The sequence below is a fragment of the Lachnospira multipara LB2003 genome (assembly GCF_000702205.1).
Classification (GTDB): Bacteria; Bacillota; Clostridia; order Lachnospirales; family Lachnospiraceae; genus Lachnospira; species Lachnospira multipara_A.
This window is the reverse complement of the sequence record NZ_JNKW01000013.1, coordinates 1-24,100: the sequence shown is the minus strand read 5'-3', so window position 1 is coordinate 24,100 and position 24,100 is coordinate 1. Positions and strand designations below refer to the sequence as shown.

Sequence of the window (24,100 nt, the reverse complement as noted above, 5' to 3'; positions counted from 1 at the left end):
TTATCAACCCAATTTACTTCTTGTTAAAAAGTTTAAGAAGGTCATCCTTAGAAAGTGATGAAATAGCCACACCTTCTGCTGAAAGTACCATATCGGCTAATTCTTTCTTTCTATTTTGTAATTCCATAATTCTTTCTTCAATTGTTCCCTTAACAATAAGTTTAACAACTGTAACTGTATTCTTCTGACCAAATCTATGTGCTCTATCAGTTGCCTGATTCTGAGCTGCAACATTCCACCAAGGATCGTAGTGGATAACCATATCTGCTGCTGTAAGATTAAGTCCTGTACCACCTGCTTTAAGAGAAATTAAGAATACGTCTGTCTTTCCTTCCTGGAATTTCTCAACAAGTTCCATTCTCTTAAGCTTTGGAGTCTGTCCTGTAAGCTTAAGTGTAGAAATATTCTTTTGAGCGAGTCTTTCCTCAATCTTCTCTAACATACTTGTAAACTGAGAGAAGAGTAAAATCTTATGACCACCCTCAACTGCAGATTCTACTAAATCTATACATGTCTCTAACTTAGCTGACTCATCATTGTAGTTTTCAAATGCAAGCTTAGGATCACAACATAGCTGTCTAAGACGCATAAGTTCAGCAAGAATCTGTAATTTTTCTTCCTTAAATTCTTTATTATCTTTGCTACCAATCTGGTCAACAAGATTTTTCTCAGCTGCATAGTAAAGTTTTTCCTGCTTAGGTCCCATCTTAGAGTAAACAACCTTCTCAACCTTATCAGGTAAGTCTTTTAATACATCTGCTTTCTTACGTCTAATGTAGAATGGAGAAATTAAATCCTTAAGTGCTCTTAAAGTTGCATCATTCTCTCTTTCTAAGTCCTCACCTACATTTACTCCGCCTACAATATGCTCTTCAAATCTTTCCTTGAAGTTCTTGTATTTATATAAGTATCCTGGCATTAAGTAGTCAAAAATGCTCCATAATTCACTAAGTCTATTCTCAATTGGTGTACCTGTAAGGGCAAATCTTTCTCTTGAGTTAATTGACTTAACAGCTTTTGATACCATTGTTCCTGGATTCTTTATATACTGTGCTTCATCTATAATCTGACAGTCAAAATTGTAATCCACATATTCTTCAATATCTCGTCTTAATGAATCATAAGATGTAATATTAATATTACATTCATTACATCTTGTAATCTGCTCGTTTCGCTCTTCCTTACTACCAGAAATAACATTTACAGATAAAGAAGGAGCGAACTTCTCGATTTCAGCCTCCCAGTTATAAACTAATGATGCTGGACAAATTACTATATGGTGCTCTTCTGGTCTTGTAGCAAGAAAACTTATCATCTGAAGTGTCTTACCAAGACCCATATCATCAGCTAAAATTCCACCAAATGAGAATTCTGATAATGCACATGCCCAATTAAAACCTTCCTTCTGGTATTCACGAAGTGTTGCATTTACTATCTTTGGTACCTTATGCTTCTTATTTCTTAAGTTCTCAAAATTCTTTATTAAGTTATCAAATTCCTTGTTAGTTCTAAACTTGATTCCTTCTTTATTCTCCATCATAAGAGCATTTAGATGTAATGCTCTAAATAACTGTACTTCTGTCTCACCACTTAAGAATTCCTTCTTAGATAATCCTAATTCATCTTCTAACTGTGCAAGTTCTTCAATATCTGTTCCTGCAATTCTTAAGACTTCACCATTCTTAAGTCTAAAATACTTCTTATTAGCTCTATAAGCATCAAGTACTTCATATAATTCTTCTCTAGACATTCCTTCTACATCCCAAGAAACTGTAAGAAGATTTCCCTTTAATGCTAAACCACCAGAAATTGGCTTATTAACTACAACCTTTAATTTCTTAAATGCATCTGATGCAAATATATCAGCTATATCCTCAAACTTAGGTATACCCTCATCAATAAGACGTGCAAGAGCATCATCCTCATCCTTTGCTAGCACCCATAAATTGCCCTTTCTCTTATTTAAGAAATACTCATTAAGCATATGCTTGATTCTAGCCTCAGCCTTGGCATTTCTTCCTGATAAATCACCACTTATAGATGTTTCACCTAAATCTACAACCTTATCATCACCATACTTAATAACACCACTACAGATAATGTTACCGCTCTTATCTACATCAAACTTAAGTTCACAGATTCCATCCTGCTTTGTATATTCTTCAAAATTGATACCATCGATCTCAATGTTTGTATGTTTTTCAAGCTTAGGAAGAATTGTTTCTGCAAAAGTACCATAATCTGACTTTGATACCTGCATTATAAAATTCTCTCTCTTCCTAATACTGTATTTATCGAATTTATCTTCACTTGAAGGTATTACATATTCTGCAAATACCTTTAGAATCTCACCCATTGCATCAACATATGATTTTGATAATACATACATTGTTGAATCAATAAGCATAATTCCCATATCTAAGCCATCAAGATAAATGTATTCTGGGAATTCTACTGTTGCAAATTCCCCTTCCTCATCTGCACTTATCCTAACTGTAATTTGTGGATCATCCTTTAAAATCTTTACTCTGTTAGTTGATAAACCAGTTAAATCTATCTCTAATCTATCTAATGTTTCAAAGAATGCTCTATAGTTATGAGGTTTAATCTCTACTGTCTTATCTCCTGATGCTCTATAATAGTATTTTGAAAAATTATCACTATTCTTATATTTTTCCTCTAAATAAATACTTGTACTTAAGAACTTTACAAGTGGTCTATATTCTGGAGCAAAACTTGCTAATTCATGCTTAAACTCAAGATTTTTACCATAGCTTACCACTTCGCCTGAATTCATTGCTTCACAGAATTCAGCAATATTCTTAATTACATACTTATATCTATCACCAACTCTAAATTCAGCAAAAATACCTGTAACTGCTAAATTAAGTGTAACTTCCATTCCAAGATTACTAACACCATTAACAGATTCATATTTAGAATATTCATCCATTAACTCATTATTCATTAATTTAAATAATTTAGCCGATGTTATATTATCTGCATCTGCCTTATTAGAAAAAACATCTGCTCCTAAACTAACTGAATCCTCAAGTCCCATATCAAATAATGAATCAAGAAATGAATTTCCAGTTTTACTCTCATCATTTGCTCCTGCTTCAAAACTTACTCTTGTCTCTTCACTAGATTCTAATAATTCTCTTATGTCATCTAACTTCATTAATTTATTAGTTACTAAAGCTAGAGCTGTTATATGCTTACAAAAACCTTTATGTCCCTTCTTAGATGGACATGAACATCCACAATCAATAATCTTTACTGCACTTACCTTATCGTCTAATGGTTCAAATGAAATGCTTGCATCGTAAGTAGTTCCTTTTTCGTCTAGTACTTCACCTGTTAATTCTAAGTGACCACCTTTACCTTTTTCTAAATCAATTTTTTCAATGGCTCCATTTTTCGACAATGCCTCTCCCTTACTATATGTTGAAAGTAGGGTTGACTGAGCCTTAATTCCACCTTTTGGAAAAACTACCATAATTAACCTCACTAAATCTTTTTCAAATTTTCCGCAATAATATATTTTACAACAAATCGTAAAATATTTCTCCTATTTTTTTCATATAAAAAACCGACCTTTAGTCATTAGATTTTTGATAGTATTTACCAAAACTTGCGGCAAATAATAAAATATCGTAGTCTAAATCCTTAGGTCGGTTAAAATCACGATTATAGTGATGTATTATTTATTATTATCTCTGAACATCAAATGATGCATTAGTCATAAGACGTTTGATCTGATCAACACTAGTAATATTAGTATCACCTCTAATAGCATGCTTCATTACTGATGATGCTACAGCAAAGTTTACTGTATCCTCTGGTGACATATTCTCCATAAGGGCATAAATAAGTCCTGATGAGAATGCATCTCCACCACCAACACGGTCGACAATTTCAAAATTAATTGTCTTACTTTCGTATGTCTCTCCGTTTGTATAATAGAATGCCTTTAATGAATTATTGCTTCCTGAATGTACATAACGTACAGTTCTTGCAATTGCTTTCATGTGATACTGCTTATCAATTTCTCTAAATACGCGATCCATCTGTTTAAATGTCGGATCCATAGTTAAACCATCTTTATAATCTGTTCCATCTTCTCTATATAGGTGAATTGGTTCAATACCAATAAGTACATCTACATATGGAAGATACTTAGATAATACGTCTCTTGCTGTTTCAAAAGACCAAAGTGTACTTCTAAAATTAGGATCAAAACTTACTGTTAGTCCTAATTTCTTAGCTGCCTTAACTGCTCTATCAACTAATCTTCTACAGTTATATGAAAGAGCTGGTGTAATACCACTTAAGTGTAACCAATCATAATTTTTTAAGATTTCCTCAAAATCTACGTCTTTATAATCGTACTCAGCAAATGCTGACATTCCTCTATCATATATAACAGAAGAAGGACGTACTGAAACACCTTCCTCTAAATAATAAATGCCCATTCTGCCATCAGCCATAATTATTTCTTTTGTATGAACATCATTAGACTTTAGGTAATTTATTGTTGATTTACCTAGGTCAGTATTAGGTAATACCGTAAAAAATGTTGAATCAACCCCTAAATTTGCAAGGGATACTGCAACATTGGCCTCAGCACCACCATAGTTTACCCTGAAGTCATGAGTTGTTACGATTTTCTCGTAGTTTGGTGGAGATAATCTTAACATTAATTCTCCAATTGCTATAAATCTCATGTAGTTTCCTCCCATCTTTATACTTTAGAAACCTAAAGTAAATGATACTACAGGGATACCCAAAAAGCAACCAAACAAGGTCCTTATAAGACTTCATTTTATTAATTTTTAATCTATTAAATACATTTTTGAAGCCTTGCATTTCCTTAATTCTTAATATATAATTTAGATATTAATTAAATTAGGTAAGGTAGCAATTAACATGGACATTTATGAATCATTAAATAGAATATTAGTCGACATCTTCAATGACATTTTGGATATTGAAAGAAAAGCATTAATCACCGATGAATTTAGTGATATTTCCGTTAACGATATGCACATTATTGAAGCTGTTGGTATTAAAGAACCACAGACAATGGGACAAATCTCTCGATATTTGGGTGTAACAATGGGTACTTTAACAACAGGCCTTAACGGTCTTGTAAAGAAAGAATACGTTGTAAGATATCGTAGCGATAAGGACCGACGTGTGGTTTATGCTACACTTACAGAAAAAGGAATTGCAGCGTATTTCCATCATCAGAATTTCCATAAGAAGATGATAGAGAAAGTTATGGAAGATTTACAGCCTGGAGAAGCTGAAGTACTTATCCGTACTTTTGACAGACTTGAGCAGTTCTTTAAGTCTTACGATAACTAATATTTAAATTCGTTGTTTGCAATTCAAATAGTATTTAGAACTTATACTAACAAATCTTTTACCTTGCGAAAGGAGATTTAGCATGGCAGATGACAAGAATTTAATCGATCTAAACGAACTAGGGGATATTTTTGCACAGTTAGATGCGATTGAAGATACTCCTGAGGAATTAACTCCTGAGGAAATTGCTTCACAGCGTCGTTATGACGAAATTATCAAAAAGCATAAGGGAGACAACCCACCAATTGCAGAAAATAATAAATAACACCTTTTAAATAAGAGGAGTTGGTTTTTTGATTTGCCTTTACGGTATAATCATCTATCCAACTCCTCTTTTTTATCTGTTTATAATAAACTATTTATTCCTTCTTTAAATCTGTTTAATCCATCTTGTAATGTCTTTTTTGTACAAGCAACATTCATACGAATAAAGTTGGCTCCGGCCTGTCCATACTCTAATCCTTCGGTTATATAAAGTCCAGTTTTTTCTCTTATTATTCTTGCAACTTCATCGCTTTGCTTATTGCATTTACTTATATCAATCCATAATAAATATGTGGCATCAGCATCTACAACATGAATTCCTTCGCATTCTCTTTCAATAAATTCCTTAGCATATTCTCTGTTATCAAAAACATACTCTCTCATTTCATCAAGCCAGTCTGCGCTTTCATTAAATGCAGCTTTAGTTACTACTTGTGCAAATGAATTAGGTTCTGCAACCTCATCTGTATTAAGTCCTCTCCATACCTTATGTCTTAAAAATGGATTAGATACTACTACAGCTGAAGTCTGCATTCCTGCTATATTAAAGCACTTTGTTGGTGCAATACATGTAATACTTATATCTCTACATGTTTCAGATACTGAAGCAAAAGGTATATAAGACTTATTTGGCCTTGTAATATCGCAATGAATTTCATCAGAAATTACTGTTACGCCATATTTAGCTGCTAACTCGCCAACTTTTTCTAAGGATTCCTTATCCCATATTTTTCCTACAGGATTGTGGGGATTACAAAGTATCATAAGGCTTGCCTGTGGGTCTGCCATTTTTTCTTCTAAATCTTTAAAATCCATTGTATACTTACCATCTTCATACTTTAATGGACTTTCTAATGGACGACATCCATTATTTACAATGCTATTAAAGAAAATATTATAAACCGGTGTCTGAATAATTACTTTTTCATTAGGTGTTGTTAGCTTTCTTACAATGGATGAAATTGATGGAACAACTCCTGTTGAAAAAATCAGCCATTCTTTTTGTATTTCAAATCCATGTCTATTCTTCCACCAATTTATATAGGCATCGTACCAATCCTGCATTATATCTGCATATCCAAAGACTCCATGCTCTAATCTATCAGCAATTGCCTGTCTTATCTGTGGTGCTGTCTTAAAATCCATATCCGCTACCCACATTGGTAGTTCATTATTATTCACATCCCACTTTAATGAGTCACTGCTTCGTCTATTAACTTCTTCATCGAAATTATATTTACCCATTTTATCGTCTCCATTCAACTACTTCTACATTCTCTCCCACAGCCTTACATTCAATTCTAGTCTTTGTTGGATCTACAATATCCTTCTCAACTATTAATGTATCAATCTGTGGTGCTGTAATTGTACCACTTATTGGGTTAAATACGCTATCTATCTTAGTTGTGATTTCTGCATCTACATTGCTTGCTAATTCGAAACTTAAAGTTGTATTGATTAACTTACAATTTTTCATTGTTATATTGTCGATATAACAAAGTCCCTGCAAACTCTCAATTGTACAGTTTACAAATGTTAAATTTTTAGAATTCCATCCAAGGTATTCACCGCAAATGTATGAGTCATAAACTGTTACATTTTCTGTATTCCAGAAGGCATCCTTTGATAAGAGTACTGCATTTTTAATTGTAATATTCTTAGCACCATCAAATGAATAATTGCCATCTAACTTAAAATCCTGGATTTCAATATTCTCTGAATTCATAGCGAAGTAATGTCCCTTAGCTGTTACATTCTTAAGCTTAATATTCTTGCAGCTCCAGAAAGTCTCTTCTGCATCTGTCATTGTTACATTAGTTAAGCTAACACCATCACATCTTCTAAAATTCTTTGGTGCCTGTATTAACGCATCTTCTACTGAAATATTGTTAGTGTACCATACACCAGAACGTGCCATTTCAAGCCAATTACTTCCTTTTACTGTTACATTGTTTGAATACCACAATGGGTATTTATATTTGAACTGTGAATCATATATTTCTACATTCTTGCTTTCCTTTAAAGGGGATTCTCCATCATCAAAAATTGAATCATATACCTTTATACCATCTGCTGCATATAAGGCTCTTTCTCCTTTAAAAAATTCCTGTCTATATTCTTTCATTTGTTAATACCTCCGATTACTCTTATTACTTCGATATACTACCACCTAGAGTTAACTCTAAGTCAATATAAATCATATTAAAAAAAAATAAACTCAACCTAATTTGTTATGTGTAAATATTGTAGCACAAAATTTGATTTTACACAATTTAATTATATCAAAATAAACAAAAAGGCATGAACCTTGGTTTTTCCCTTGGTTCATGCCTTTTGGTCTATCTGTTTTGAAATTGTTATATCTACTATTTTTACTGTATTGCAGCTGTCTTATATACAAATGTTACTGATGAATCGTAATTTCCTGTGCTTCCTGTAAATGTCTTATAATTGCTACCAAGTTTTGCTACTTCATCAATTGTATCAATTGCTGTCTGTACATCTGCACCTGCTAAACTTGTTATTTTTGAAATACCTTCCTTATTAAATTCTGCCATTCCATCCTTTAATGTTATAGCTCCTGTGTTAAGTTGTGCTACTCCTGAGCTAAGTGTTGATGCTGCATTATTAAGTGTTTCTGTACCATTTGCTAACTGTGCTGCTCCTGATGTTAATGCATCATTATTAGCATTTAATGTTGAAGCACCTTGTGCTAACTTAGCTGTTCCTTCTGACTGAAGCTTTGCTGCTCCTGCATTAAGTGCATATAAACTTGAGCATAATGTTCCTTCTCTATATGTATCAAATGAACCAATTGCTCCTGCTAAACTTGCTACTCCTGTATCAAGACCTGCTGCCTTTAACTTACTATATGAAGCATACATTGCCTTATAAGCTGCTGCATACTGGTTAAGCTGAACAATATCTGAAATAATTGCCTGAGCCTGTTCCGAATCTACTGTTGCTCCTAACTTAGAATATCCTGCATATACTTCACATAAACCTGCTGTTGCATATACTGCTGTGTTTTTCTTTTCATCTATAAGTACTGACTGAATGTTAGCATCAGCTGTAATTCCCTTTCCTGCTAAAGTGTTTTCTACTCCTCTCTTTACAAGAGATCCAGCCTGAGCATCCATATCTGGAGTCATACTTCTAGCCTGCAATTCCTGCATATAATTAGCTTTAAAAATCTTCTGATATGCATCTGCATATGCTGTTTCATACTGATTCTTATATGAGCTCATTCCATTAGAAAGTGATGCAAATAAGCCGCTTGCTCCGTTGATTCCTTCATTTAATGAAGCTACCTTTGTATCAAATTCATTATCATTTAATGTGTTATAAAGTGTACTTAAGCTTGATGATAATGTCTGCATGTTAGAATCTACTTCTGCTGCCCCAGCACTTAAGCTTGAAACACCTGCTGCATATGAACCTACACCTGCACTAAGTGTTGCTGCGCCATCATTAAGTGCTGATACACCTGAAACTAATGCTGGTACATTATCTTCTAACTGCTGTGTGCCTTCCTGTAACTTAACTGTTCCATCTGCTAACTGATCTGCTGCTGTCTGAAGTTCTGTTAACTTACTTTCTAAGCTTGTTAATGAAAGATTATCTAAATCCATATCTGATAAGAGATTTGATGTTACTACTGATAAACTCATTTCTAGAGCAAAATCCTTAACATCTGCACTTACTTCAAAATATTCTGGAATATTTAAATCTAATACTTCATCATTGAACTTAAGATTTAATGAATCCTTTAATCCTGGAAGTGTTACACCAAGTGCCACTATATCTGAACCTACCTTTGATACCTTACCATTAGTTACTTCTACGTTAGTAAATTTTTCATTATCAAGCATAAGTCCTGTTGCTACTGTAAATGGTACATAAGCTGTCTGTGGCTGACCATTTACCATAATTTCTTTTTTCTCGTTATTAGTGTAATCAAATCTAATCTTTACTTTACCACTCTTACCAACTAATTCTTCTGGTGAGATTTCCTTACCATTAAGTGTATAGCTTACTTTAATTGTAACTGGTGCTTCTTTAGATGATTCTTCAGATGTTGAACTTGTCTCACCCTTAGCATCTGTTACCTTAGTACTAACTGTTGTATGATCTTGCTTTCCTGTTGCATCGTCAAAAACATATACTGTCTGCTGTCTTGTATTGTTTTTTAATGTTGATGTTGTTGAAATTGCAAGTTCATTATTTATTGCTGATGTTATAGCACTTTCTGCCTGAGGTGCTGCCTCATCATTTACTGCTGTTACGCTAGCTGTTTCTTTACTGCTTCCACAGCCTACCACACTTATTCCAAGCATAGATGCAGTTAATACAACTGCTCCAGCTCTCATTAAATTTCTTCTAATCATTTTCAATCGCTCTCCTTTTACTGATGTGCAAACTTATCTTCCTCACTTAAACCTTTAAATCTACTGTTCTTTGGTTTAAATCCTATACTTGTATGGATTATTAGCTTATCAAATACCATAAATAATGATGGTACTACTAAGATTACAACTATCATACTGATGATTGCACCTCTTGCCATTAAGATACAAAGGGATGCGATCATGTCTACGTTGGCATACATACCAACACCAAAAGTTGCTGCAAAGAATCCAAGTGCTGAAACTACGATTGAAGGAATTGAAGTTTCAAGTGCAATTTCTACTGATTCTTTCTTAGAAAGGCCTGAAGCTCTTTCTCTCTTATATCTTGTTGTCATAAGTATAGCGTAATCGACAGTGGCACCTAGCTGTATTGTTCCAATTACTACTGATGCAATAAATGGAATCTGTGTTCCTGTAAAGTATGGAATACCCATATTTACAAAAATAGCAAATTCAATTGCTGCAACAAGTAAGATTGGTAATGAAATTGACTTAAGTACGAAGAGAATAATTACAAAAATTGCTGCGATGGAAACAAAACTTACTGTTTTGAAATCCTTATCTGTGATTGTAATTAAGTCCTTAGTACATGGTGCTTCACCAATTACCATTGAAGAACTATCGTATTTCTTTGTTATATCTTTTACTTCATTAATCTGATTGTTGATTTCATCAGATGCGATTGTATATTCTGAAGAAATTAACATAAGCTGATAATCTCCGCCCTTTAACTCAGATACAACTGACTCTGGTAAGAATTCTTCTGGAATACCAGTTTCAGTTACTGTTGGTAGTCCAAGAGCAAAGGAAATTCCATCTACATTCTTAATTTCATCTAACATACTTTGTCCATCTTCTTCTGATAAATCACTATCAACAAGAACCATGTAGATTGAATTCAAATCTTTAAAGCTTTCTGCTAATTTTGTATTAGCCTGTGAGCAATCAAGTTCTTCAGGTAATGTACTTGATAAATCATAGTAAACTTTAGTGTTGTTATATCCATAAATTGCAGGTACTAAAAGAATAATAAATGCAAGTAAGAATATCCAAGAATGATTTACTATCCAATGTGAAAACTTAGAAAAGTTCGGCATGATTTCTCTATGCATTGTCTTTTCTAGTGCTCTATCAAATGTTAATACAAGGGATGGTAGAATTGTTACACATCCAATAACACCAAAGATAACACCCTTTGCCATTACAACACCTAAGTCAAGACCAAGTGTAAAGCTCATAAAGCAAAGTGCAATAAAACCTGCTACTGTTGTAATTGATGAACCAACTACTGATGTTAATGTGTTACCAATAGCAACTGACATTGCCTTTTCCTTATCATTAGGATACTCAGCTTTATGTTCCTTATAGCTATGCCACAAGAAAATTGAGTAATCTAGTGTTACACCTAACTGCAATACTGCTGCCAAGGCCTTCGTAATATACGAAGTTTCTCCTAAGAAATAATTAGATCCTAAATTGTAAACTATTGCCATACCAATACTTACCATAAAGAGTACTGGTACTAGGAAGGAATCCATAAATATTGCAAGTACGATACAAACTAAAACTACTGCAATTAAAACATATATTGGTGTTTCCTTCTCTGAAAGGTTCTTAGTATCTGTAACTACTGCAGACATACCAGCTACATAACACTGTTTGTCTGTAACCTTTCTTATCTGCTGTATTGCATTCATAGTATCATCGCTTGATGTTGTATCATCAAAGAATACAGCAAATAAAGTTGAGTTTGTCTCATCATTTTCAAACTTAGATCTTATACTATCTGGTAAAAGTTCTGCTGGAACATCTTCTCCAACTAAACCTGTATAAGAAATAACTTTAGCAACGTGGTCTACATTTTCCACTTTATTAACAAGCTTTGAGACATTGTCTTGATTCATGTCTTCAACTACGATTAATGCATATGCTCCCTTTCCAAAATCCTTCAATAGGATGTCTTGGCCTTGCATTGTTTCGATATTATCTGGCAAATAATACAAGATATCATAGTTAACTCTTGTTCCAAGATATCCAAGAACTGATGGAATTAATAGCAATATGCTAATAATAAGGATTGGAATTCTTAGCTTAACCACAGCTCTTCCAAACTTCTCCATAATTAACCTCCATTCAATTAATGACGTTTTAAATTTTTCTTTTTGTAAAATTGACCGTTAGTCATTTTTTATTTCATAGTCATTATAACACTAGTATTTTTTCTGTCAACAAAAAATGACCGATGGTCATAATTTTTATAGATTTTTTATTTTTTATATGGTAAGATACCTACTAAGAAATATGACTTTTACTAAAGCTTTATACATTTATTAGTAAAATAGTGTTTCTTTATACTGAAATGAGGTGATTTTTTGGGAAAAGTAGAAAATAACAAACTAAACAAACAAAGATCTTTGCTAAACTCTGCTTTTGAATTATTTACAACTAAAGGTGTTTCAAAAACATCTATTGCTGAGATTTCTTCTAAGGCCGGAATGGCTAAGGGAACTTTCTACCTTTATTTTAGGGATAAATTTGATATTAGAAATCGTCTTATCTCCCATGAATCAAGTCTTTTATTTATGGCTGCATCTAAAGCTTTAGATGAAGAACTTAAAACTAGATCACTTAATTTTACGGAAAAGATTATCTTTATTATAGATAATATTATTAATGCTCTTGATTCTAATCAGGCGCTTTTAAACTTTATTTCTAAAAATCTTAGTTGGGGTATTTTTAAAGAGGCTTTAACTACTAATGTCGCTGATAACGACATTAACTTCCTTGATGTTTACCATCAAATTATTAATGATGATGAGGTTAATCTTAAAGAACCTGAGATTATGCTCTTCCTTATTGTAGAACTTATAAGTTCAACTTGTTATAGTGCTATTCTTTATGAAGAACCAGTAGATATTAACACTGCTAAACCTTATATATACGCAACTGTAAGAAACATCATTAAAGAACATATTATTGAATAGGCTTGCTTAATATAGCTAAGATTAACTATCGATTTCAGCTAAAAAAGACTTTCATTAAAAAAGACTTCTATTAAAAAAAGGAGTCAATATGTATTTAACATCATATTGATTCCTCTTTTTTATTATTCTTTAGTTTTTAGTTTTTGCCTTGTTATTAATCTATTGCGTAATGTAGTGTTGATTTTTGAACACCTGCATTAGCCTGTGCCCATGCCTTAGCATCTGCTGCATTTCTTGTAGCATATGAATAACTTGTAATTGGTCTCCATGATGTCTGTGCTGTCTTTATTCCAGATAAGCTGCTTGATAATACTGATCCATTATCTGTAAAGTTACCTACACCATAATCATCTATTACCCAACCTGCATATGCTCCCTTATCAAAGTAATTTTTCTCTGAATAAATTGTACTTCCTGTATATGGAGTAAATCCTAAGTTAAAGCTATATACAAAGTTATTATATACGTGATAGTATCCATAACGCATAAGTCCTGGTGCTCTTGTTTCACAATTATAGAAGTAGTTATTACATATTGTCATTTGTGGATATCCCTTATATGTACTCATTCCATCTTCTGCTGGATATCCAAGAATTAAGCTGTACTTATGATTCATAAATACATTGGCTGAAACTGTTACATAGTCTGCCTTTAAACCAACATACATATGCTTATCTACATCACTTTTATTAATTGTATGTCCTGGGAATGTACAGTGATCAACCCAGAATTTTGTACCATTACTTATATACATCTGAATATCATCATTAGCATTCTTATCTGCATCATGCTTTAATGTTAGGTTCTTAAAAATTACATTACCTGAATTAGAAATGCATCTAAAATGAATATTATTCAATGTATTAGCATTAAATGATCCTATAATTGTCTTATTGCTTCCTACATTAACCTTTGTTAGGTTTGTTGCAGAAATATTTCCATTAATTACGATTGTATAAGGTGTTGAACCTGAGCAATAGCTTGATAAATCAGATACATTTGAAACATATACTGTTTTTCCTAATGCTCCACCGAGTACAGAAGCTGTTTCTTTGCCATCTACACTTTTACATTTTCCAGCAAATCCTTCAACACCATAAGAATTAATATAAAACTTATGTGTTGAATTTCCTTTATATGAACCTAAGATAAATCCCTGGCCTGATTTTTGTAAACAAAGATTAGTATTAGCACAGTTAGAAATCTTATATGCATATCCATTGTTATTAGCATCTGTTGATACTGCACTAATTGTCCAATACTGTGCTGTGCTTCCTGTCTTTCCTGTTGCAACAACACTGCTGCCACTATTGGCTGTATTTCCTGCAGGTGCAAGTACATAACCTGTCGCTGCATTAACAATCATATACTTGTTACTACCATTATTTTCTAAAACCCACTGATTATATGTTGATGATGCTGTACTTGTCTTAGTATTTCCTGTAGATGTTGGTGCAGTTAAGAAAGAATTATCGTTTGTATTAACAAACTGTAATCTCTGCTGTGAATAAACAGAATCAATAGCTACACTTGTTGAACCTGAACTTGATGAGCCTGAGCCTGATGAACCTGAGCCTGATGAGCTAGATCCAGAACCAGATGATGGCCACTGAGCCTCTTCGAAATACCAAATTTGATTAGCACTGCCCTTATAAGTATATTCAATAACATTAGCTCCAGTTGCTGTGCTTGCTCCTGCCACATCTAAACAGCTTGCGCCATTAGATACTGCAGTTGTTATGGCATATCCATCTGATGATGATTTAAGAGAGAAGTTCTGTGCAGAATATCCATTATTTCCCCATATCTGGATATTAGTATTATTATTTGCACTTCCATTAGCCACATCTAAAGATATTCCACCTGTCATATCTGTTGCAGGATGTAATCTGTAAGTACCATTAGCATTAGCTTCCAAAATCCATCTTTGTCCCAAACTTCCTGTTCCCTTAGACTGAATTACGTTAGCTCCGCTAGAACTTGAATCTCCTTGAACTGTTAAATACATTCCGCTGTTCTTATTCTTGATATAGTAAATATTACCAGCCTTTGGTGTTACCGCTGCTGCCTTTACTTTCCTTGCGGGTAGAACAGCTAATGCTGTAACTGCAGTTATTATTAAAGTCAAAAAAACTGCAGCTATTCTCAAAAATCTTTTTTTAAGCATAAATACCTCCCAATTTTATCTTATCCTTAAAAGATTAATAACTACAGTTTATAATGTATAATATTGTGAACTTTCGGTCAATGTGTTTGCACAAAAATTTATGCCTATCTTTCTAGTACTTTGGTTATATTGCACAAAGCATATTCATGATTAGTTTTATTTTTATTTATCTTTCTAGCTCATTATAGATATCTCTTTTTGAAACTCCTCTATCTTTAGCTGCTGCCTTCATAGCCTCTTTTTTATCCATTCCCTGTTTAATATACATATCTACATGTTCTTTAACAGTTAGTTCTTCCCAGCTTGCTTCTCTTTCTTTCTTAATATCCTCTCTAGATTTTCCCGCTATTACCAGTACGTATTCTCCTCTTGGATCATTTACCTCATAATACTCGCACGCTGTTTCTAAGGTAAATTCCATAGATGTTTCATGTTTTTTGGTTAATTCTTTGCAAATTGTTAGGGCTCTGTTATCACCTAACGCATTTCTTAATTCTGCCAATGTCTTTTTTAAATGATGTGGTGCCTCGTAAATTATCATTGTTCTTGTTTCATTTACTAATTCATTAAACACTTCTTTTCTTTCTTTTTTATCTGCTGGTAAAAAAGCTTCAAAAGCAAATCTTCTTGTTGCCTGTCCTGACATTGTAAGTGCTGTAATACACGCTGCTGGACCTGGCACTGAACTTACTCTTATTCCTGCCTGTCTTGCCTGCTTACATAATTCCTCTCCAGGATCTGAAATTCCTGGGGTTCCTGCATCTGTAATACAAGCTATACTTTGACCACTTAACATCTTATCTACTAAAACCTTGGCCTTATCATATTTATTAAATTCATGATATGCTGTCATTGGTGTCTTTATCTCAAAATGATTTAGAAGCTTTATGGAATTTCTTGTGTCCTCAGCTGCTATTAAGTCTACTTCATTTAGTATTCTTAAAACTCTATATGTTATATCTTCAAGATTTCCTATTGGTGTAGCACATAAAAATAATTCGCCTTTTTCACCTGTGGCATTTTTCTTCTCAAAATCCTGCATTATTCATCCACCTTTCCTGTCATTCCATACATTTCCAATAATTCTGTCGTGTAAATTCCATTTTTCCCATCATTTTTCTCATAAACTATTAATGGTTTTTCCACAATCATATAAGAATTCGCGCCCTTTATTCCCTCTATAAGTACCATATTAGCTTCCTTATCTACATATGGATGTACCATGCGTATTCTTTTGGGTTCAATATGAGCTTTTTTCATTGCCATAATAATATCTATTAATCTATCTGGTCTATGCACCATAAATAAATGTCCCTTAGACTTTAAACATCTACTTGCTGCTTGACATACATCATCTATATCACACAATACCTCGTGTCTTGCTATTGCCTTACTTGAATCTGGATTAACTATTCCAGAATTTGCTTTTTTATATGGTGGATTTACCGTTACAACATTAAAGGAGGCATCGCCTAGAATCTGGGCTGCCTCCTTTAAATCACCTTTAATAATTTGTATTTTATCATCAAGATTATTTATAGAAACATTTCTTGCAGCCAAATTTGCAGACACTTCCTGTATTTCTAAGCCTACATAACTTGTGTCTTTATTCTTAGATTGCATTAATATTGGTATTACCCCATTTCCTGTACATAGGTCTAACACCTTATTAGACTTTCCTGCCTTAGCAAATGTTGACAATAACACAGCATCCATTCCAAAGCAAAATATATCTGGTTTTTGTATTAACATCAATCCATCTTTACACAAATCATCTAGCCTTTCATCGGCTTCAATACTTATTTCTCCAGAAAGAGTTGTATAAGTCTCCTTCCTTTTTTCTAGAGTCTTATTACACATACTCTTTCCTCCAAACTTTTATTAATCATCACTTATATGAGCATTTCCTTCTCTTCTTTCAAGCTCTTCTAAGGCTTTTAATTCCTTATCTTCGATTTGCTCATTCTTCTCTTTTCTACGTGTCTTAAATTTAATCTCTGAAACTGGATATTCTCTTACTTCTTTTTCATCATTGTCTAATGTTACAATAACCTTTACTAACTGACGAAGTACATTTACTGATGATACTTCACCATGTAACTTTTCTGGTGTTGTAACATGATCACCAACAACAGGTAAGTGGCTGTTTAATTCCTCATATGTTTCCTGCTCATACTTTAGGCAACACATTAATCTTCCACACACACCCGAAATCTTAGTTGGGTTTAATGAAAGATTCTGCTCTTTTGCCATCTTAATTGAAACTGGAATAAATTCTGGCATATATGTTGCACAACAAAGCGGTCTACCGCATGCTCCCATTCCACCTAGTATCTTAGTCTCATCTCTAACACCAATTTGTCTTAACTCAATTCTTGTTCTAAAAACTGCTGCTAAATCCTTTACTAACTCTCTAAAGTCAATTCTTCCATCTGCTGTAAAATAAAATAGCACTTTATTATTATCAAATGTATATTCTGCCTTAATTAGCTTCATATCTAGATTATGCTTCTGAATCTTATCAAGACAAATATCAAATGCTTCTTTTTCTTTCTCTCTATTTCTTATTTCTTTCTCGTCATCTTCAGGTGTAGCGATTCTAATAATTGCCTTTAAAGGCTGTACAACCTTCTCATCCTCTACTTCTCTTTCACCCAAAACAACGCTTCCGTATTCCACACCACGTGCTGTTTCTACAATTACGTGCTGTCCTACCTCAACACTATATTTACCTGGGGCAAAAAAATAAATCTTGCCTACCTGTCTAAATCTAACTCCAACAACTCTTGTCATTATTTTTTACCTATACATCAAAAATGATGTATCACCTTCCTCTTAATTTATATATGTTCCTTTATGGCCATTATTAGCAATTCAATTGTTAAATCAAAATTTACGTTCGCCATAAGTCTTATTTTTACTTTATCTATAGACTCTAGAATATCCTGAATTCCTTCGTATGAAATCACTTCAGCTTGTGCCTTAATTGTTGATATTTCATCCTTAAAAATCACAAGATTAGAATCCTTAGTACTCTTAAATATTAACACATCTCGATACCAAACGTTAAGTAAATCCAAATAATCATCTATTACCAACTTATATTCTGAAGTCTTTTTTACCGAATCCATGATTTCAACTGAAGTCATCTTCTTCGCATTTTTTACAACATCTAAAACAACGGATCTAAGCTGTGAAAAATCTGGGCTCTCCAAAATTGATATCGCCCTACCGATACAACCTCTTGCAAACTTAGATGCAAATTTTTTCTCGTATTCTCCACACTCCAAGTGATCTGATATGTACTTTTCCACTATATCATCACTTATTGGTTTTAAATCTAATACCACACATCTTGAAAGAATTGTCTGTAAAAATATATCTGCATTCTTTGTTAGCAAAATTACTATACCATAAGCTGGTGGTTCTTCTATTGTTTTTAATAAAGCATTCTGGGCCTGAACTGTTAATTTTTCAGCCTCATCCACAATATAAATCTTATATTTACTGCTATATGGTTTAATCTGCATATCAGCCACCAACTGATCACGAATATCATCCACACCTATACTTGTTGGTTTTTCATGCTTAACCCATATTATATCTGGCTGATTTAATGTGTCTGCTTGAACACAAGAATGGCAGTGATTACATGGATTACTTTTGCCCTCCTCACACTGCAATGTCTTAGCAAAAATACTTGCAATCATCTTCTTACCTGATCCAAGTCCTCCGCTAATTATATATGCATGTGACACCTTATCCATAACCACTGCATTCTGTAGATGCTCTTTTATTGTTTCATATCCATATATATCCGAAAATCCGCTCATTATTCACCCTTACTATGTTGAAATATCCAACAACAGTCCTCTGATATCATCTATCTTGCTAACTATTGTCAAATGATCCTTCTCGTCCTTAACTAGTTCACTTGCCAAATCATCAAGGTTTTTGTCCACAAGTTTAACAATACCATAAACCCTATGACGTCCTCGTCTATCAAGAAAATTCTCTCTTGAAAACTTGTGCGACCTATTTACAACCTCATTCATAAAGTCTTTAACCAATTCTCTATATCGCTTCATGTCCTTAATATCCATGTGTTTAGCGATTTTTTCCCCTTGGTCTGTAATCTCCTTCATCATAGAACCAAGTTTTTCTTGTAATTCCTTCTCTTCAATGTTACTAATTAAAGTAAATTTGAAGGAATCATCATGGTTTTCAACCTTATTGACATTCTGTCCTGATGTAACCTGCTGCACATCATTAATCTTTATTTCCATACCCATCTGCCTCCATCCATTTAAGCAAAATCACTTTAAATGTTCACGACAATACAACTTACATTTTATAACACCTTTAAATTTCTTGCAAGTTACCCTATTTGGATTGCATTATGTACTGTTTAATGTACTGTTTAATCTCCTCATTGGGATTGCATTATGTACTGTTTGATCTCCTCTATACAGTCCTCAAGACGTCCATTATTTTTAAAACATCTATTAATCTGCGCATGCTTAATATTATCCTCACTAAAATCCTTAGCGTCAGCTAAAAATCTTCTACATAATTCCTCATAGTTTGGCTTTAACTGCTTTCTTTCTCTTTTAATAGATCTTTCTAATCTAATATCGTCGTCTACCTCTATATATATCGGCATGAAATGCTCTCTTCCATAGAATTCCACAAATTTTTCATAAGCTTCAAGAGTTCCAATAATTATATATCTATTCTTCCCATCTAAAACTATCTGACCATCATCAGCTGTAAAGTATTTCCACACTCCATTTATAGTATTATATGCTCTTAATTCTATTATTTTGCCATTTTGTTCTAATTTTTCCACTACTGCATCATCAACAAAGTGATATTCTACCCCTTCTCTTTCACCAACACGCATTGGTCTTGTAGTATACATCACCACAGTCTTTAACTCGCCATCAAATTCATTTACTATCTTCTTAAAGATTTTATCTTTACCCGAAGCACTTTTACCCATTATAAAAATAATTTCCTTCATACAGTTTAAACCTCATTACTATTTTTAATAATTTTATCTAGGCTTTATTGGTATTAGCTTATTTCCTTGCTTTATTCATATTAACTTATTTCCTAATAATTCTCCGTTATGACATTTATTAAATCTTCATTTAATCCCATAACTTCTATGTTATTTTCTAGTGCATTTATTAATATTTCTGCTTTTTCCTTTGTTATTATTTCACCAGAATTAACTATTGGCATTCCAGGCGGATATAATAGTACTGCATTAACACTAACCCTATTAATTACTTCCTTTGATTTTAATGATACAAACTCAGATTTACCTTCATCCGCTAGCTTTATTGCCTCTGATGGTTTTAATGCCTTATTTACAGATACCATATCCTCTAAACTAAAGCCTTGATTCTTATTATTTGCGTTAAATTTTTCTATTTTACGCTTCTTTGTGCTATCTATTCTCTCATCGATTTCATTATCTATTTCCTGATCAACTTCTTTATCAACTTCTTTATCAATTTCTTTATCTATTTTCTTGTCAATTTCCTTATCAATTTCCTCTAAGGCTTTAATAAATCTATCATAGTACTCTTTTAAATCTCCAACGGCAGTCATCGCTATTGCGTACTCAAATGATGCCATTTCCAATTGTATCTTGTATTCTTCTAACAACTTATCATAAAGCCATTTTCCAAAATTTTCTATAATGTTATTTCCCTTTAATACAATCTTAGAAATATCATCTACTTCAACTAGACTTATATTATTTAATTTACTGATCCTGGCTCTTAAATTTATCAAATTGTCACAGTATTCTTTATAGGCTTTCTCCCCATCAAGTTCTATAAAGCTTAATGCTCTATCAATTCCTGCCATTAAAAGGTATGACGGAGAAGTACTTTGATATATATTCCAGTATCTTTTCACCTTATCATAATTTATTAAATCTGAATTTAAGTGCATAATTGCAGTCTGTGTTGGTGCTGGTAAAGTCTTATGAATACTATTTATAACAATATCCGCTCCAAGTTTTACTGCGCTTTCCGGAAATTTATCAGAAAATTGAAAATGTGCCCCATGAGCCTCATCTACTATTAACACAATTTCTTTCTCGTGCAAATAATCTGCTATTTCCTTTATTTCAGATACTATACCCTCATATGTAGGACTTGTTATTACAACTGCTCTAGGTTTCTTGTTTAAGGCTATAGCTTTATCCACAGCATTAACTACTTCATTAAGTGTTATCCCCTTAAGTATTCCTGTATTCTCATCCATCTGTGGAATTATATACTCTGGATCCAACTCATTGATATAAATAGCATTATATACCGATACATGACAATTTCTTGCTATTATTATGCTATCGTTTTTATTACATGCGCCACTAATCGCTGCTAAAATCCCTGCTGTACTACCATTTACTAATAACAAACTTTCCTTCGAATTATACAATCGCTGCGCTTTTTTCTTTATATCTAATAATATGCCTTCTGAATTATGTAGGTTATCAAAGCCATCAATTTCAGTTATATCCAATTTACTTAATGCTTCTCCGCCTTCATATATTGTTTCATTCCTCTTAGCACCTGGCATATGCATTGGTACAAAATCCGAATTAGTATATTCTATTAATCTATCCAATAAATCGTTATATTTACTCATCTAACAACCTCTTTATTATTAAAAAGGCTGCATTATTAATGCAGCCTTAATTCAGTCTATTATTTTATTCTACTACTAAGTTAACCTTAACTTCATCAGATCTTCCTAGTGCGTCAACTACTTTGTAAGTTATCTCATATGTACCTTTTTCATCTACTGTATATTTACCTAATACATAAATCTTATTTGTTATGTCGTTACCACATGTATCCACTGCTGTAACTCCATTTAGTAAATTTACAGATTCACCAACTTTAACCTTTATATCAGCTGCTCCTGAAATCTTAGCACTAAAACTATTCCATGGATTCTCTTCTCTTGGATCTGTTGGATCCCATCCTGCATATTCACTATTCTCAGGTATTTTAATTGATTCTGGCTTACCTAATGGACCTGGATTTGACGCATCATCATAAATTGTTACGCCAGTTCCTGCAGGACAATTATCATAAATCCACTTACAATCTCTTACACATAATCTAACACATCCTAATGAAGCATAATCGCCTATTTTATTATACTGACCTTCTTCTAGATTATTAGCTGACTGTGAGTTATAAGGAATTGAATGGAATAAAATTCCATCTGTGCCAGCTATTCTAGTAGCGTACTGTGCATATGTACCATCAACCATTAATCTCCATGGATATTTATCTGATGTTACATAATTTTCAACTAAAGGTGTTTCCTGACCTGCTCTACCACATGAACTTGCAAATGCAATTATAGGTCTTGTATACTCTCCGTTATTATCAATACCGTAAACTGTAACACAATTTGCAGCTCTGTTAACCTTAATAAAATATGGCTTTGTAGATCCAATGGATTTAGCTATTGATTCTGTTTCAGCCATCTTTGTCTCAATTTCTTCCTGTGTCTGAACATTCTTAACGCTTTCTGGAACAGTTTCTTCGATCCAGTTAACTTCATCTGTTGTTTCTTCTGAAGCTTCAGATGCTTTATTATCTACCACATTAGTTTGATTTTTATTATCATTATTAATATTCTTACCTATAAGAACGCCTGCAATAACTGCAACTATAATAACAACTAAAGCAACTGCTGCTATTATAACCGAAGTCATATTACGTCTTATCCACGACTTTCTTCTTCTTAAGTATTTATAGTTAATGTTACCTTTTTTGCTCATATATTCCTCCAAGTAATATTTTCACACAACTATTATATTGTAAACGATTATACTATTTAATACAAGGTTAATTACATTAATGTTAAATAATCTTATACTAAAAAAACCACTCCATATTGGAGTGGTAATCTAGTGCCTAGAACCGGAATCGAACCAGTGACACGAGGATTTTCAGTCCTCTGCTCTACCGACTGAGCTATCTAGGCTTAGTAGCGGGGGCAGGATTTGAACCTGCGACCTTCGGGTTATGAGCCCGACGAGCTTCCGAGCTGCTCTACCCCGCGGCATCGCTTATAAAAAGATAATCTATTGATTATCAGTGGGCGGAGAAGGATTCGAACCTTCGAAGGCAGTGCCAGCAGATTTACAGTCTGTCCCCTTTGGCCACTCGGGAATCCACCCAAAATATTAACTAGCTCTATAAACTAATTAATAGAGCCGACAGTCGGAGTCGAACCAACAACCTGCTGATTACAAATCAGCTGCTCTGCCATTGAGCCATGTCGGCATAAAAAATATGGGGCCTACAGGGCTCGAACCTGTGACCCTCTGCTTGTAAGGCAGATGCTCTCCCAGCTGAGCTAAGACCCCATAGTTAATAAGCTAAAATAAAATATTGAATTGTAAACGACCCGGATGGGGTTCGAACCCACGACCTCCGCCGTGACAGGGCGGCGCTCTAACCAGCTGAGCCACCAGGCCAAATCATTACCTTCACTATTATATCTCATTTCTAATAAAAAGGCAACTACTTTTTTTGAAAGATTGCTCTTTCAAAACTGCACATTAAATATATTCATCCGTAAGTCATTCTCTAAGAATAACCCTCGTTTATGTTCAGTGATTTCTCACTCTCTATCCAAACCTTAACCTTTATTGGTTAAGCCCTCGACCTATTAGTACAAATCAGCTCCACATGTCACCACGCTTCCACCTTTTGCCTATCAACCTCGTCGTCTTCAAGGGGTCTTACTACATTCGTATGGGATATCTCATCTTGAGGGGGGCTTCACGCTTAGATGCCTTCAGCGTTTATCCCGTCCCGACTTGGCTACTCGGCCATGCACTTGGTAATGCAACCGATACA

18 protein-coding genes, 6 tRNA genes and 1 rRNA gene are annotated in these 24,100 nt (G+C 33.5%); 3 read left to right on the top strand and 22 right to left on the bottom strand.

Annotated features, from left to right (window positions below; all coding sequences use genetic code 11):
- Window positions 1-13: 13 nt before the first annotated feature.
- Both T537_RS0108525 and T537_RS0108520 read right to left on the bottom strand, forming a co-directional pair.
- Window positions 14-3,499, bottom strand: coding sequence for a DEAD/DEAH box helicase (locus T537_RS0108525; RefSeq protein WP_051637197.1), 3,486 nt, complete (start codon window positions 3,497-3,499; stop codon window positions 14-16).
- 214 nt (window positions 3,500-3,713) lie between these two features.
- A complete protein-coding gene (locus tag T537_RS0108520; protein WP_242839177.1) occupies window positions 3,714-4,727 on the bottom strand; it encodes a sugar kinase in 1,014 nt (337 codons plus the stop codon).
- 202 nt (window positions 4,728-4,929) lie between these two features.
- On the opposite strand from T537_RS0108520, the gene T537_RS0108515 reads away from it, so the two are divergent.
- Together T537_RS0108515 and T537_RS0108510 are read left to right on the top strand one after the other, a co-directional pair.
- On the top strand, window positions 4,930-5,370 hold the full coding sequence (locus tag T537_RS0108515) for a MarR family winged helix-turn-helix transcriptional regulator (RefSeq protein ID WP_027437268.1): 441 nt from the start codon (window positions 4,930-4,932) through the stop codon (window positions 5,368-5,370).
- An 82-nt stretch (window positions 5,371-5,452) separates the two neighbouring features.
- Entirely contained in the window at window positions 5,453-5,635 is a 183-nt protein-coding gene (locus tag T537_RS0108510; RefSeq protein WP_027437269.1) for a hypothetical protein, read from the top strand.
- Window positions 5,636-5,715: 80 nt separating this feature from the next.
- On the opposite strand, the gene T537_RS0108505 is transcribed toward T537_RS0108510, so the two are convergent.
- The 4 genes from T537_RS0108505 to T537_RS0108490 form a co-directional block, all read right to left on the bottom strand.
- Window positions 5,716-6,879, bottom strand: a complete 1,164-nt coding sequence (locus tag T537_RS0108505; protein WP_031557228.1) for a MalY/PatB family protein — start codon at window positions 6,877-6,879, stop codon at window positions 5,716-5,718.
- Window position 6,880: 1 nt separating this feature from the next.
- Complete coding sequence (locus T537_RS0108500; protein ID WP_034244539.1) at window positions 6,881-7,759, bottom strand: DUF3737 family protein; 879 nt, start codon at window positions 7,757-7,759, stop codon at window positions 6,881-6,883.
- Between the two features lie 247 nt (window positions 7,760-8,006).
- Window positions 8,007-10,022, bottom strand: a complete 2,016-nt coding sequence (locus T537_RS0108495; RefSeq protein WP_031557224.1) for a hypothetical protein — start codon at window positions 10,020-10,022, stop codon at window positions 8,007-8,009.
- 17 nt (window positions 10,023-10,039) lie between these two features.
- Window positions 10,040-12,163, bottom strand: coding sequence for an efflux RND transporter permease subunit (locus tag T537_RS0108490; protein ID WP_034244536.1), 2,124 nt, complete (start codon window positions 12,161-12,163; stop codon window positions 10,040-10,042).
- A 252-nt stretch (window positions 12,164-12,415) separates the two neighbouring features.
- Between T537_RS0108490 and T537_RS0108485 the strand changes: the two genes are divergently transcribed.
- Window positions 12,416-13,027, top strand: coding sequence for a TetR/AcrR family transcriptional regulator (locus tag T537_RS0108485; RefSeq protein ID WP_027437274.1), 612 nt, complete (start codon window positions 12,416-12,418; stop codon window positions 13,025-13,027).
- Window positions 13,028-13,181: 154 nt separating this feature from the next.
- Here the strand turns inward: T537_RS0108485 and T537_RS12710 are convergent, their stop codons facing one another.
- The 16 genes from T537_RS12710 to T537_RS0108405 form a co-directional block, all read right to left on the bottom strand.
- Window positions 13,182-15,194, bottom strand: coding sequence for a pectate lyase family protein (locus tag T537_RS12710; RefSeq protein WP_081775426.1), 2,013 nt, complete (start codon window positions 15,192-15,194; stop codon window positions 13,182-13,184).
- 166 nt (window positions 15,195-15,360) lie between these two features.
- Window positions 15,361-16,236 carry a 16S rRNA (cytidine(1402)-2'-O)-methyltransferase gene (rsmI, locus tag T537_RS0108475; protein ID WP_051637196.1) on the bottom strand — a complete coding sequence of 292 codons (876 nt, stop codon included), beginning with the start codon at window positions 16,234-16,236 and terminating at the stop codon, window positions 15,361-15,363.
- Window positions 16,236-17,054 carry a tRNA1(Val) (adenine(37)-N6)-methyltransferase gene (locus T537_RS0108470; protein ID WP_081823274.1) on the bottom strand — a complete coding sequence of 273 codons (819 nt, stop codon included), beginning with the start codon at window positions 17,052-17,054 and terminating at the stop codon, window positions 16,236-16,238. The genes rsmI and T537_RS0108470 overlap by 1 nt, the downstream gene beginning before the upstream one ends.
- Window positions 17,055-17,075: 21 nt before the next feature.
- A complete protein-coding gene (locus T537_RS0108465; RefSeq protein ID WP_031557214.1) occupies window positions 17,076-17,987 on the bottom strand; it encodes a PSP1 domain-containing protein in 912 nt (303 codons plus the stop codon).
- 47 nt (window positions 17,988-18,034) lie between these two features.
- Window positions 18,035-19,027 carry a DNA polymerase III subunit gene (locus tag T537_RS0108460; protein ID WP_027437278.1) on the bottom strand — a complete coding sequence of 331 codons (993 nt, stop codon included), beginning with the start codon at window positions 19,025-19,027 and terminating at the stop codon, window positions 18,035-18,037.
- 12 nt (window positions 19,028-19,039) lie between these two features.
- A complete protein-coding gene (locus tag T537_RS0108455) occupies window positions 19,040-19,480 on the bottom strand; it encodes a YaaR family protein (RefSeq protein WP_027437279.1) in 441 nt (146 codons plus the stop codon).
- 143 nt (window positions 19,481-19,623) lie between these two features.
- The gene (locus T537_RS0108450) at window positions 19,624-20,217 is read right to left on the bottom strand and encodes a nucleoside/nucleotide kinase family protein (protein WP_031557211.1); all 594 of its coding nucleotides are present in this window, start codon (window positions 20,215-20,217) and stop codon (window positions 19,624-19,626) included.
- A gap of 92 nt (window positions 20,218-20,309) precedes the next feature.
- Window positions 20,310-21,863 carry an aminotransferase class I/II-fold pyridoxal phosphate-dependent enzyme gene (locus tag T537_RS12085; RefSeq protein WP_031557210.1) on the bottom strand — a complete coding sequence of 518 codons (1,554 nt, stop codon included), beginning with the start codon at window positions 21,861-21,863 and terminating at the stop codon, window positions 20,310-20,312.
- A gap of 64 nt (window positions 21,864-21,927) precedes the next feature.
- The gene (locus T537_RS0108440; RefSeq protein ID WP_051637195.1) at window positions 21,928-23,013 is read right to left on the bottom strand and encodes a L,D-transpeptidase family protein; all 1,086 of its coding nucleotides are present in this window, start codon (window positions 23,011-23,013) and stop codon (window positions 21,928-21,930) included.
- Between the two features lie 133 nt (window positions 23,014-23,146).
- A tRNA-Phe gene (locus tag T537_RS0108435) sits at window positions 23,147-23,219 on the bottom strand.
- Window positions 23,220-23,223: 4 nt separating this feature from the next.
- Window positions 23,224-23,297: transfer RNA gene (locus T537_RS0108430), tRNA-Met, on the bottom strand.
- A gap of 36 nt (window positions 23,298-23,333) precedes the next feature.
- A tRNA-Tyr gene (locus T537_RS0108425) sits at window positions 23,334-23,415 on the bottom strand.
- Window positions 23,416-23,449: 34 nt separating this feature from the next.
- Window positions 23,450-23,521: transfer RNA gene (locus T537_RS0108420), tRNA-Thr, on the bottom strand.
- A gap of 10 nt (window positions 23,522-23,531) precedes the next feature.
- Window positions 23,532-23,604, bottom strand: a tRNA-Val gene (locus T537_RS0108415).
- Between the two features lie 37 nt (window positions 23,605-23,641).
- A tRNA-Asp gene (locus T537_RS0108410) sits at window positions 23,642-23,715 on the bottom strand.
- Window positions 23,716-23,889: 174 nt separating this feature from the next.
- A 23S ribosomal RNA gene (locus T537_RS0108405) occupies window positions 23,890-24,100 on the bottom strand; the annotation flags it as partial.